Below are 13,973 nucleotides of genomic sequence, written 5' to 3' on the forward strand. Positions count from 1 at the left end.
CGACGCGCGTAGAACTCGTGTCATGCATAAGTCACTTCGTCTCGCGGCGCTCGCCGCGGCGTGTGCCGTCGCCGGTGCCGGCCTCTACGGCGCCGGCGCCGCCACGGCCGGCCAGTCCACCGCCAACTCCACCCGTGAGCCGTACAACATCGGGCTCCTGGTGAAGGACATCGACACCTACTACGGCATCACGACCGACAGCGCCGGTGTGTACCAGGCGTCCCCGGACAGCCCGTACGCCAAGGACCTCGCGCGGATCGACGCCGCCGCGCGCAAGCAGATCGACCGGGCCGCCCACAAGGCGGCGCACCACAAGGGCGAGAAGCCCGCGGTCGTCTTCGACATCGACGACACGCTGCTGCTCAGCCTCGACTACGAGAAGCGCTACAACTACACGTACAACGCCACCACTTGGGCGGACTACGTCAACAGGGCCGACCGTCCGGGCGTCTTCGGCAGCGCGGAGCTCGTGCGCTACGCCCACGCCAAGGGCGTCGAGGTCTTCTACAACTCGGGTCTGAGCGAGGCGCAGCGCACCGCCGCCGTCGCGAACCTGAAGAAGATCGGCGCCGATGTGAACCTCGACGCCGCCCACATGTTCCTCAAGGACAAGGCGAACCCGCCGGCCTACCTGGCCGCCTGCGCCACCCCGGGCACCTGGAACTGCACGACCGTGCAGTACAAGTCCGGTACCCGCAAGCACATCGAGAGCCTCGGGTACGACATCGTCGCCAACTTCGGCGACCAGTACTCCGACCTGGACGGTGGCTACGCCGACCGGACGTACAAGCTGCCGAACCCGACGTACTTCGTCAGCTAGCAGCGCAGCGGGCGAAGTCCGCCGCGAACGGCGGAAGGGGCCCCCTTCCCGGCCCGTGAGGGCGGGGGAGGGGGCCCCTTCGGCTGCGGGATCAGCCCAGGCGCTGGACCGTGGCCCAGGTCTCCGAGCGGAGGGTGGACGCGGTGCCGAGGGTGGTGGCGGTGCCGGGGTAGAGCTGGAGGTCGCCGCCGGCGTTGGTGGCGAAGACGTCGGGGATGCCGTCGCCGGTGACGTCCGGGCTGCCGTAGACCAGGGGGTGGTCGGCGTAGAGCCAGGTGCCCGAGACGTAGGTGTCGTCGCCGTCCAGGCTCGCGGCGGACGAGCCCAGGCTGGCGAGGACCGTGCCCACCCCGTCGCTGTCGAGGATGCCCTTGCGCAGGATGAGGTTGCCGGCCGCGGTGCGGTAGGTCATGTCGGCCGCGCCGTCGCCGTTGTAGTCGGCGATGGCGACGAAGTCCCGCTCCGTGGCGCCCCAGGCGGAGGACGTCATCTTGGTCGCCGCGCCGAACGTGCCGCCGCTGTAGCCGCTGAGGATCCACAGCTCGTTGCCGAGTGCCCCGCCGGCCACGAACAGCTCCGTCCGTCCGTCCCCGGTGATGTCGCCCGCCGACTTGATCTCCGAGTAGGTGGAGGGGGCGGGCGCGTTCGCCGGGAGGCGTACCTCGACACGCTTGGAGACGTCGACGGCGCCGTAGCCGTCGCCCGGATAGATGAACAGGCGGCCGTCGGGTGTGCGGATCACCCAGTCGCTGACACCGTCGCCGTTGAGGAAGTCCCCGTTGTGGGTGACCAGGGCGTAGATGTCCTTGCCGTCCCAGATGTGCGGGGCGGTGTTGCCGTTGTTGATCAGGGTGCCCTTGTTGTGGGTGCCGTAGGTGCTGGTCAGCCAGGTGCCCTTCTGCGACACCGAGTCGATCCAGAGGTTTCCTGCGGCGGTCACATGGCCGAGGTCGGCGTCGCCGTCGCCGTTGAGGTCGCCCGGGCCGTCGGCGGTGGTGCGCGGCTGGACGTAGAAGAAGTACTTGCGCGGATTGGGGGATATGTTGCCCGCCGCGTCGACGGACTTGACGTACAGGGTGTTCGGGCCGGCGGCCGGGGGCTGGATGCCGGTGATGGTGGCCGTCTTGAGGGTGGTCGTGCAGGTCTTGGTCAGACCGCCCGAGGTGCCCTGTGATCCGCCGGCGCAGGCGTAACCGGCGTAGCTGGTGGAGTTGAAGGACCAGACGAACTTCACGATGTCGGTCTCGGAGGCCGAGCCGACCGCGAAGGTGAAGCTTCCCGGGTTGCCGAAGGGCTTGACGGACCAGGCCTCGGGCACGCTGTCGCCGTCGTTGTCACCGGGGAAGTCGGTGGAGACGACCTCCGCGGGGGAGTCGGGCAGGTTGGTGTCGTAGGTGAAGCGGCACACGCCGTCCCCGCCGGTGGGTGCCCAACCGCTGCTGACCTTGGCGTCCCAGGCCCGTACCCGCCACGAGTAGGTGATCCCGGTGGTCAGGTACGACTTGATCGAGATCCCGCCGACCTCACCGTCGTCCACGCTCTTGGTGAAGGTCTTCTTCGTGGTGTCGGACTTGCCGGTCTGCCAGAGTTCGAACTCCAGCTTGGTCAGGTCGCTGTCCGGGTCGGTCGCCTTGCCGCTGATGGTGATCGTGTCTGCTTTGCCGACCTTGATGTACGGAGATTCGGAGGTGTCGCAGGAGCCGGGGCTCATGGTGACGGACGTCGGCGTGTTCGGCTTCCGGTTGTACGTGACGGCCAGCGTCGGGGAGCCGTCGTTCTCGGCCTTGAACTTCTTCCAGGAGTAGGTGTCCGTCTCCAGGCTGCTGGCGGAACCGGTCGGCGCGGAGGACGAGGTGGAGGCCACCAGGCCCAGGTTGAAGCTGGTCGCGCCGTCGTCGGCCGCGTCCTGGAGCAGCGAGGTGACGGTGAAGTTGACGTACGCGTCGGGGCAGGAGCTGTTGGACTTCCAGCCGTAGGCGAAGGACTTGGAAGTGATCTTCCGCTGCCAGGACGGCTGCCGGTTCCAGGTGGTCTTGGAGGTGAAGTCGCCCGTGCCCCACAGCTGCACCGTGCGCTTGCTGCACGACCAGGAGTGGGTCTCCAGGACCTTCAGGGTGGCGCTGGAGACGTCCGCGCCCGTGATGGCCTTCTTCAGCTTCATGCGGAAGAACGAGCGGGCCGTGCCCCAGGTCTCCCGCTCGAAGCCGACGCGGGCCTCCTTGGTGTCCTCGTTGTAGTTCGCGCCGTCGTAGAAGCTGGAGCTCGGGTACCGCTTGTAGACCGTGGTCCAGTTGGCGCGGACACCGCTGGTGGAGGGGTCGAGGAAGAGCGGGTAGGTCAGGCCCTCGGTGTCCGCGAGGTAGCTGCCCGGCGGAGTGATCGTCAGCACGCCGTCGCCGAACTCGGCGGCGGCCGTGGTGGCGTGGGCGCCCTCGCCGGGGCCGTTCGCGGCGGGCAGGGCGAGGGTGTCGGAGGCGGACGCCCGGGCGCCGTCGTAGACGACGGGGTCGGCGTTGCTCCTGGTGTTGCCGGGGTTCTCGTTCGGGACCTCGTCGGCCGGTACGTCGTCCGGGTTCTCCCGCGCGGGCGCCTTCTCGACGACCTCGGGGTCCTCGTTGCTGCCGGTCGCGGCCTCGGCCTCGGTGCCGGTGGCCTCGGCCCCGGTGTCGTGGGTCCCGGCGGAGTCCCACAGGAACGGCGTGGGGGAGACGGCGATCTCGTTGCCCGAAGCGTCCTTGGCCGTCAGCACGTCGGTGCCGGGGTCGAGGACGAAGGAGAGGCTGGAGGAGGTGACCCGGTAGCGCGGGGGGTCGGCGGCGAGCCGCTCCGCGGCCTCGGGCGTGTGGACGACCAGGACGTGCGTGAAGCCGGTGTCCCGGGCGGACAGCATCAGGTCCACGCCGGGCCGGACGTCCTCGTACAGCGCGCGGTTGTCCTCGACCACCGGCTCGGGCAGTGCGCCCGGCCACTCGAACCCGATCTCGTGGCCCTCGGCGGTCATCGTCAGCAGCGGGGTCCACGAGGTCCCGGCCGCGTCGTCGACCTGTTCGGCGGAGGCCGCTCCGGTGCGGAACACCGCCGGCCGGACGACCGCAACGGAGCGGGGGACGGACGCCTTCCGGGCGCCGTCCCCACCGCGTCCTCCAGCGGAGAACGTCACCGGATAGGGGCTGTTGACGGTGTGCCAGCCCTTGCCGCTCCTGCGCAGGCTGGTGTCGACCGGTGCCCATTCGCCCCGGGCGTTCTTCGTGCGCAGGGGCGCGACGGAGACCGAGTAGGTAAAGGTTCCGTCCGGATTTGCGTATGTCGTCGAGAACTCGTCGGTCAGTGCCGCGACTTCGACCCGCTTGCCGCTCCTGCGTGCGCGGGACTGGGCCTCGTCCTCGTCGACCAACCGCGTGGCCCGCTTGGTCCTGGTGTCGGAGACGGTGTCGCCGTCGTCCCGCAGCGCGAGCAGCGCGCCGCCGGCGGCCAGCACGGCCAGTGCCGCAGTCACGGCCACGGCACGCCGAAGGCGCCGTCCACCAGGGGGATTTGGTTGCACGGCGGTGTCGAGGTCGCTCAAGGGCCCTTCTCCACAACAGGCTGGACCGCGCTGCGGCGGGCGCCGCGGCGGCATGGTTCTTCCGGTGTGCCCTCAAAGCCTGGTGACAGGTCGTGGCGAGCGCTCGACGCGCCGCATCGGGCCGTTGGAGTATGAACAGCTCCTCCCGGTCAGATCAACACTCTTCGATCGCAACTGTGTTGCACACGGTCACGCAATGACCCGGCAAAGGCCGCTGGTGGGAATCTTTGCTCTTCTTTGTCTGGCTTTGGCTAGTGACATACCCAACAGAGATCCGGTGAGTCTTGACGACGATCTTCACAACGTCTTTATCTTCGTGATCGATCTTTAGTCGTTGTTCACCAAGTGCCGTCACTCGTGTGCGTTGTGACGGTTCATCACGGGGGAAGAGTCAACTTGACCGTGCGTACGGTGCTGTCCTGGTGCGGCAGGGGTTCGCTGGCGAGATCGCCGCGTGAACGCCTGGTCCGCCGCAGAGCAAGGGTCGGCGTCGTCGCCGGGCTGGTTCTCGCCCTCAACGTCACCCTGCTGCCCGGTGCCGTCGCGTTCGGTCCCGACGTCCCCCGTACGGCGGTCGAGCTCGCGGACCTCCAGGAGACGGACGCCGTCCCGGTCGACGAGGCACTGACCGACAAGCTCGATGAGCTCGACGGCTCCGCCGCGACCGATCCCCAGCAGACGTACGCGCCCGCCGCGGTCGCCGAGGTACCCCAGGCCTCCGGCACCAAGGCCGTCGACAACCTGACCGCGGGCGCGACGACCGAGGTCGCGAAGTCGACCGACGGCACGATGTCCATCGGTGTCGGCGCCCCCGACGGTGCCACCCCCGCCGAGGCCGACGCCCTCGAAGGCCAGTGGAGCGTCGCCGCCGCGCCCGAGGCCGACGCCGTCGCGAACGGTTCCCAGGGCTTCCTGCTCGCCGTCGACGCCCCCGCCACCGCCACCGGTGACGCGGTCGTCTCCATCGACGCCACCAAGCTCGCCGAGACCTACAGCGCCCAGTGGCTCGACCGGCTCTCCTTCACCCTGATGCCGGCCTGTTACGCCGACACCCCCGACCTGGAGGAGTGCTCCACCGGCGTCCCGGTGACCACCGAGGTCGAGCGCACCGGCCACACCGTCCCCGTGCCGGTGGACGCCGGAGACTCCTCGGGCTCCGAGGCCGACACCGGCGAGGACGGCGCCTCCGACGAGGTCGTGGGCGACACCGACACCACCGTCGACGTCCCCGAGACCCTGGTCAACGTCACCCTGGACACCGCCGACCTGCACTCGGTCGCCGCGCAGTCCACCACGAACCCCGCGGTGAGCACCGACGCCGGCCGCGTCGACTCCGCGGTCTGGCACGAGAGCGCGGCCGGTGCCGTCCAGCAGATCGCCGGCTCCTCCGGCGGCGGCCTCCTCGTGGGCAGCTCCTACGGGGCCGGCGCGGGCGGCGACTTCTCCGCCAGCCCGATCGTCTCGGCGGGTTCCTGGACCGCGGGCGGCTCCTCCGGCGCCTTCAGCTACTCCTACACGATGGCCGCCCCGCAGGTCCCCTCCGGCCCGACGCCCAACGTCACCCTCAGCTACAACTCGCAGACCTCGGACGGCCGTACGTCGTCCACCAACAACCAGGTCTCGTGGATCGGCGAGGGCTGGGACTACAACCCCGGCGCCATCACCCGCACTTTCGTGGGCTGCGCCGCCGACACCGCCGACGCCAACAACGCCAAGCACTTCACCGGCGACCAGTGCTGGGGCTCGTCCAACGCGGTCCTCTCCCTGAACGGCACCACCACCGAGCTGGTGCGCGACGACACCACCAAGGAGTGGAAGGGCGCGCGCGGCGAGAACATGCGCGTCGAGCTGCTGACCGAGGCCGACTACAAGAAAGTCATCGCCGACGCGACGGGCGTGCCGGTCTCGGACGTCACCTACGGCTCCAACAACGGTGACAACAACGGCGAGTTCTGGCGGGTCACCACCGACGACGGCACCCAGTACTTCTTCGGTCTGAACCGGCTCCCGGGCTGGTCCTCCGGCAAGGCCGAGACCAAGTCGGTGCTGAACGTGCCGGTCGCCGGCAACCACTCCGAAGACCCCTGCCACGCCACGAAGTTCGAGGACTCCTTCTGCGACCAGGGCTGGCGCTTCCAGCTCGACTACGTCGTGGACACCAACGGCAACGCGATGTCGCTGTGGTGGGAGAAGGAGAAGAACGCCTACGCGCGCGACATGAAGGAGGCCAAGGCGGTCGAGTACGACCGCGGCGGCTACCTCTCCCACATCGACTACGGCCAGCGCGCCACCACCCTCTTCTCCGCCGAGCCGCTCGGCCGGGTCAGGTTCAACGCCGCCGAGCGCTGCTTCGACGACCCCGCCCTGAAGGTGGCGTGCTCGAACAGCAACTTCGACTCCAAGCAGTCCGACCGGACCCGGCCCTGGTTCGACACCCCCGCCGACCTGGCCTGCGCGACCGGCAAGAAGTGCTCCACGTACGCCCCGACCTTCTGGTCCCGCAAGCGCCTCGCCTCCGTCGACGCCTGCACCCAGCGCGAGCAGGGCGTGACGCTGACCGAGTACTCCTCGGACGCCGACGGCAACGAGACCGGCCAGCGCAACGCCTGCGGTCTGGAAGGCGACTCGGCGAGCACGACCTCGCTGTCGAAGGTCGACTCCTGGGGTCTGAAGCAGTCCTTCCCGTGGGACCTCACCGGGGAGTACACCGCGCTCTGGCTGGAGTCCATCAAGCGCACCGGCTACGCCGTGGACGGCTCCACCCGCCCTCTGAACCCGGTCTCCTTCGGCTACAACGAGAACGCGCTGCCCAACCGGGTCAGGGAGAACTCCTCCGACACCGCCCCGCTGTTCGCGCGGCTGCGCATCCAGGACGTCGTCTCCGAGTACGGCGGCCGCACGCACGTCGACTACAAGGCGCCCGAGGGCAAGTGCCTCACCGGCGCCGCCCGGCCGTCGATCGACGAGAACCACTCCCTCTGCTATCCGGCGTACTGGCACGCCGACGGCGAGCTGGAGGACAAGCGGATCTCCTGGTTCCACAAGTACGTCATCGACAAGGTCACCGAGTTCCCGCGTCTCGCCGACGCGCAGAACATCGTGACGACGTACGAGTACGCCACCGACAGCGACGCCGTCGACGGCGCGCTGTGGGCCAAGAGCCAGTCGGAGTTCTCCCGCCCCAAGAAGCGCACCTGGGACGACTTCCGCGGCTACCCGGTCGTCACCACGACCACCGGCGCCACGGACGCGGGCGACGGCACCGTCGCCTCCAAGTCCGTCACCCGCTACTTCCGCGGCATGAACGACGACGTCGTCGCCGACGACACCCCGGAGAAGTCCTCCGACGACGTCAAGCGCTCCGTCGTGACGACCGACATCACCGGCGCGACCCTGGCGACCGACCGCAAGGCGTACGCCGGCATGGTCGCCGAGTCCCTCACCTACCCCGACGTGTCGGCCGACACCGCCACCGGCTGGATCGCCCGCACGATCAACATCCCCGACGCCCCGGTCCGGCTGGCCACCCGCAACCGTACCGACGGCCCGGACGTGGTCTCCGAGCGCGTCACGCTCGGCAGGACGACGACCATCTCCAAGGCCTCGGTCAAGGGACCGGACGGTTCGTACCTGCGCACGGTGACCTCCGACACCGAGTACGACCCCACGTACGGCCTGCCGACGAAGGTCAAGGACTACGGCGACACGGCCGTCTCCGGCGACGAGTCCTGCACCGTCACCTCGTACGTGCACAACACCTCCGGCACGAACTACCTGGTCGGCCTGGTCGCCCGGACCGTCACCACCACCGGCACCAGCACCTGCTCCACCGACCTGTCCAGCGCCACGGGTTCCACGCTGGTCGCCGCCTCGCGCATGTACTACGACGGCGCGACGTCCTCCACCGCAACGCCCGCCAAGGGTCTGGTGACGAAGACGGAGGCGCCGACCGGCGCCGGCACCGGCTGGGAGACCGCCAACCCGGAGTCGCGCACCGAGTACGACTCCACCGGCCGCGTCACGAAGGTCACCGACCCCACGGGCGTGGTCAACAAGACGACGTACCTCCCCGACAGCGGCCAGGTCTACACGATCGAGACGATCACCGGCAGCAAGGTCGTCGACGGGACCGAGACCGGCTTCAAGGACACCACCGTCCTGGAGCCCGGCCGCGGGGTCACCATCAGGTCGACCGACGCCAACAACCGCGTCGAGTCCTACGAGTACGACCCGCTGGGCCGCGCCGTCGCCGCCTGGGACGCCACCCAGCCCGCCACCGACGACCCGACGGTCAAGTACACGTACAACATCGACCCGAAGAAGCCGGTGTCGGTGGTGGCGGAGTCGCTCTCCGACAACCCGACCGCGGGCGTCGACGGCGACAAGGCGGGCTACGAGAAGTCCACGACCATCTACGACGGTCTCGGCCGCGAACGCCAGACCCAGACCCCGGCGGTCGACGGCGGCCGGCTGATCACCGACACGCTCCACAACAACGCCGGTCAGGTCCGCTACACCCGCAACGCGTACTACATGGAGGGCGACCCGGACACCGAACTGGTCGTCCCGGCCTCCGAGTCGCTGGTCCCCAACGCCACCTCGTACACGTACGACGGCCTGGGCCGGGTGCTCACGGTCACGCCGGTGCACAGCTCCTACCCGCAGACGGGTGAGACCTTCACCAACGCCGGCAAGCCGGTGCCCACCACCGACCGCCGCACCCGTTACGAGTACGGCCTCGACTACACGGTGATCCGCCAGCCCCAGGGCACGCCCGCCTCCCGGGTGTGGACCGACGCACTGGGCCGCACGACGCAGCAGGACACCTTCAGCGACGCCGCGATGACCGAGGCCGGCGCGATCAGCACGACGTACGACTACGACCTGCGCGGTGACATGGTCACCAGCACCGACGACGTCGGCAACACGCGGACCTGGAAGTACGACGCGCTGGGCCGGGTCACCGACACGACCGACCCGGACGCCGGGGCGGCCCACACCGACTACGACGCCTACGGTCGTGTCGACAAGGCGACCGACGCCCGTGGCCAGACCGTCTCGTACACCTACGAGCGGCTGAACCGCGTCGAGCAGGTCAAGGTCACCCCGAAGGGCTCCACCACCTCCACCCTCGCGCAGACGTACGCGTACGACGGCGCGACCGGCGGCATGGGCCAGCTCGCCTCGGCGACCCGCTACACCGACGGCAAGGCGTACACCACCTCGATCGGCGGCTACACGGCCGACTACCAGCCCACGGACATGACCACGGCCCTGCCGCCGGGTTCCACCGCGGGCCTGACCGCCGACGGCTTCGCCACCCAGTACAAGTACACGTACAAGTACAACGCCGACGGCCAGCTGGAGACGTACACGGCGCCGGCGGCCGGCGGCCTCGACGCCGAGGACGTCGTCACCCGCTACAACAAGGCCGGTCTGCCGATCTCGGTCTCCGGCAAGAACTGGTACGCCTCCGAGGCCTCCTACTCCCCCTACGGCCAGGTGCTCCGCTCCACCACCGGTGAGCAGGGCCACCGGCTGTGGCAGGAGAACACCTTCAACGAGTCGACCGGTGAGCTGCTGACCAGCAGGCTCGTCCGCGAGAGCGCCACCGACACGACTGTCGTCCCCGGCAGCGAGGTCAGCAAGCGCTCCTACGCCTACGACCCGTCGGGCAACGTCCTGTCCGTCGCGGACAAGATGGGCACCGCGACCGACCAGCAGTGCTTCAAGTACGACGTGCTCGGCCAGCTGAAGGAGGCGTGGACGACGCCGGGCGGCGGCGCCTGTGTGGCCTCCGGCAAGACCACCGCCGAGCCGGTCTACACCGACGGCAAGGTCAACGTCTCCTCCAACGGGGACGGTTACTGGCAGTCGTACGATTACGACGCCCTCGGCAACCGCACCAGGAAGACGGCCTACAAGGCTGACCCGACCTTCACCTCCGGGGTGCGCGACACCAAGGGCGACGTCGTCACCGACTACGCCTACGGCACCAGCGACACCGCGAAGAACGACCAGCCGCACACGCTGACCTCGTACACCACGAAGTCGACGACGGCGGCGGGCGCGGCGGTCACCACCCGCTCGACGCAGACCTACGACGCCGCGGGCTCGATGGAGACCCGCTCCACCGGCGGCGACACGGCCCAGACCATGACCTGGACCTGGGACGGCAAGGCCGAGTCCGTCACCGGCTTCGGGACCGACGGCTCCGGCGCCTGGATCGGCGTCGGCGACCTCTGCATGGACCTCTCGGGCGGCACCGCCACGGCCGGCACCGCCATCCAGATCTATGTCTGCAACGGCAACAAGTCGCAGCAGTTCCGCCTCAAGGCCACCGACACCGACAACAACGGCACGGTCGAGGACGCGACGACAGGCCAGCTCATCGTGGGCGGGCAGTGCCTCCAGCCGGGCAGCGCCACCGCGGGTTCGGCCGTCGTCATCCAGGCCTGTGACAAGACCACGGCGGCGACGCAGCGCTGGCAGACCCTGAGCACCGGCCAGGTCAAGTACGTCACGAGCCCCTCGACGAACCTGTGCCTGTCGGCCCCGGCGACGACGGTGGGCACGGACCTCACCCTGGCGACCTGCAACTCCACTGTCGCCGGCCAGATATGGAAGCCCGCGTCCAAGACGACGTACGTCTACGACGCGATGGGCAACCGGCTGCTGGAGCGCACCAGCGCCGGCGCGATCCTGAACCTTCCCGACACCAAGGTCTCGCTGACCACGGCCGGCAAGGTCCGTTACGTCGAGCGCACGTACGACGGCATCGGCGGTCCGTCGGTGACCCGGTTCCGCGAGGGCGCCAACAACACGGCAGGTCTCAGCGAGCACCTGTTCGCCCAGGCGACCGACCTCAACGGCACCCCGCTGGCGGAGGTCCGCCTGGACGGCGGGATGCAGGTCCGTGTGCAGAAGAGGGACCCGTGGGGCGAGGAGCGTGCGGTGAGCATGCCCATGCGCACGCACACCGGGTTCCACACGGGTGACGACGACGTGGAGACGGGCCTGACCCATATGGGCGCCCGCGAGTACGACCCGGGTACGGGCCGCTTCATCTCGGCGGACCCGGTCCTGGACGACAGCGACCCGCTCCAGGCCAACGGCTACTCGTACGCGAACAACAACCCGGTGACGCACTCGGACCCCTCGGGTCTGACGTCCTCCGCCTCCAGCTTCGACGCCTCGATCGCGGCGCTGGACGCGAAGATCGCCGAGTACCAGAAGAGCCTGGGCCGCTCCATCGGCGACGTGATCCTCGCGACCGGCTGGGCCGTGTTCAAGGAGTTCATCGGCTGGAACGACGTCGTCGGCTGCTTCACCCAGGGCGACCTGTGGGCCTGCGGAAGCCTCCTGATGGACGCCATTCCGTGGACCGCGGTCTTCTCCAAGGGCAAGAAGATGTGGCGCGCCTTCAAGGGCACCATGAGCGCGGTCAAGGCGTACAAGGCGGCCAAGCGTGTGGCCGAGATCGGCCTGAAGGCGGCGAAGGCGGCCAAGGTCGCGCTGATGAAGGCGAAGAAGGCCGCGGAAGTGGCCGCGGCGGAAGCCAAACGCAAGGCCCGAGCAGCAGCGAAACGCGCAGCCGAGGCGGTAAAGAAGAAGTCCCATACGGGCTCGAAGGGTGCCCGGGGCAATGCACGCCAGGTAGAAGCCCGCACCGCGGCCCAGCACAAGGGCTCTTCGGGCGGCGGCAAGGCGGAGGAGAAGTCCGGCGGCTCGCGGGACGGGTCGGGCAAGGAGGACTCGGGCGGCGACGGTGGTGGCTCGGGTGGAGAGGGCGAAAGCTGCTCGGTAGCCAACAGCTTCACGCCCGACACCAAGGTCCTGATGGCCGACGGGTCCACCAAGGCGATCAAGGACGTCAAGGCCGGCGACAAGGTCCTGGCGACCGACCCGGAGACCGGCGAGACAACGGCGCAGACCGTCACCGCCGAAATCCTCGGCAAGGGCGTCAAGCACCTGGTCAAGGTCACCATCGACACCGACGGCAAGAAGGGCTCGAAGACCGCCGAGGTCACCGCGACCGACAAGCACCCCTTCTGGGTCCCCGAACTCGGCGACTGGATCGACGCGACCGACCTCAAGTCGGGCGAGTGGCTGCGCACCAGCGCCGGCACGCTGGTCCAGATCACGGCCGTCAAGCGCTGGACGGCGCTGGACGCGACGGTGCACAACCTCACCGTCAGCATGGTGCACACGTACTACGTGCTGGCGGGGGCGACCTCGGTCCTGGTTCACAACTGTGGTGGCACGGAGGACGGCGCCAGGCAACTGATGGACCGTGCCACTCAACTTCAGTCGGAATCCGGGTGGAGTGGAACCACGGCCGTGGTGCGCGTCAGGAACATCGCTGATCCGAAGCGGATCGAGACGTGGGTGGCGAGTAACAAGACCTACTTGCCGACCGGTTGGAAGAAGAACAACTCCTTGAACCCCGGAGAGATATTCGTCCAGCTCAAGGGGCATGCGGAAGAGTCCATCATCGAAGCTCTTGACGGAAAGTGGGACATTATTGAGGGGGGCACCTCAACGGGTGTCTGTTGGGACATATGTACGCCTCTCCTCGGCAAGGAAGGGGCTACTATTGGCGGTCCCGGGTTCAATAGCAGCAAGAAAAACTCTCCGTGGAGGATGTTTTGGAAGCCGTAGACGTCTCACATGACTCCCTCACAGGCCTGCTCGGTGAGGCTGGCGAGGATGCTGCACTCGTCTCGGGGGGCATGTGCGTCTACAGGGTGCTGCCGATCCTCTGCCGGGAGGCCCCGTCCGGGCTGTACGCCTCCCTGACAGGACTCGAGAAGTGGCAGGTCGACTTGCTGCCGCAGCGACTGCGTGAAGTTCTTGAGGAGTTGCGCGAAGGGATTGACGAGGAGCGATTCGACGGAGTGCCCGAGGAAATCGGCGAGCTGTACTCAATGGCTTCTGAAATGGTCCTGCGGTTCTTCGAGGGCGGGTCCGAGGTCAGTGAGTGGGCGGATTGGTGCTCGACGATCAGTCTCGACATTCACCAGCAGCTCGATGCCCTCCTGGACGAGGGTGGTGAATTGGCCTCCGCTGTCTTCGTTCCGGCGGGAACGCTTCCTGACCTGACTCCCCTGGAAGGCCTGGAACTCGGGGATCAGATCACTACTCTGGTGCGGCTCGGTAGCTCCGATCCAGCAGTGCGGCAGAGCGTTCTTGAGATCGCCGAAGCGGGTAACCTCCGTACTCGTACGGTTTTGACGCAGGTGGCCGAGTCCTTGTAACCGGAACTGCGGGCTGAGCCGATTCGTCCGGCAGGCATGTACGGGACCCAGTGTTCCGTGAGTTCCTCGTGTGATCGAAGAGCCTCGTGCGGCACATGTCGCGTGAGGCTCTTCGTGTACAGGGACACAGCCCCGCGACGTCCGGGATTTCCGTTCGTCCCCCACGGAGGCGGCGTCGTGGACGACCGTGCCCACGGGAGACCTCTTCGCAGGGAGCCTGCGTGTACGGGACTTGCGGCGTGTGTGGCCGCTCCTGCCTGATTCCGTAACACGAAGAAAACCTGAAAGTGCCCGGAGAGGGGAACAATCCAGCCAGCATCCGCGCACCGAG

At 68.4% G+C, this 13,973-nt stretch carries 4 protein-coding genes; 3 read left to right on the forward strand and 1 reads right to left on the reverse strand.

The features are described from left to right. The first annotated feature begins 22 nt into the window (after positions 1-22). On the forward strand, positions 23-820 hold the full coding sequence (locus ABT085_RS14930; RefSeq protein WP_351606578.1) for an HAD family acid phosphatase: 798 nt from the start codon (positions 23-25) through the stop codon (positions 818-820). Positions 821-911: 91 nt separating this feature from the next. Here the strand turns inward: ABT085_RS14930 and ABT085_RS14935 are convergent, their stop codons facing one another. Further along, positions 912-4,316 (reverse strand): FG-GAP-like repeat-containing protein, encoded by a 3,405-nt coding sequence (locus ABT085_RS14935; protein ID WP_351606581.1) that lies wholly within the window; start codon positions 4,314-4,316, stop codon positions 912-914. Positions 4,317-4,787: 471 nt separating this feature from the next. Here ABT085_RS14935 and ABT085_RS14940 point away from each other — a divergent pair, with 471 nt between their 5' ends. Beyond that, positions 4,788-13,046, forward strand: a complete 8,259-nt coding sequence (locus tag ABT085_RS14940) for a ricin-type beta-trefoil lectin domain protein (RefSeq protein ID WP_351606632.1) — start codon at positions 4,788-4,790, stop codon at positions 13,044-13,046. After that, the gene (locus ABT085_RS14945; RefSeq protein ID WP_351606583.1) at positions 13,022-13,642 is read left to right on the forward strand and encodes a hypothetical protein; all 621 of its coding nucleotides are present in this window, start codon (positions 13,022-13,024) and stop codon (positions 13,640-13,642) included. Before ABT085_RS14940 ends, ABT085_RS14945 begins: the two co-directional genes overlap by 25 nt. The last annotated feature ends 331 nt before the right edge of the window (positions 13,643-13,973 follow it).

The sequence above is a fragment of the Streptomyces sp. NPDC002265 genome, from assembly GCF_040296125.1.
GTDB lineage: Bacteria > Actinomycetota > Actinomycetes > Streptomycetales > Streptomycetaceae > Streptomyces.

Coding starts and splice junctions, on each gene's coding strand:
- ABT085_RS14930 (WP_351606578.1), top strand. CDS start 23: ATGCATAAGTCACTTCGTCTCGCGGCGCTCGCCGCGGCGTGTGCCGTC.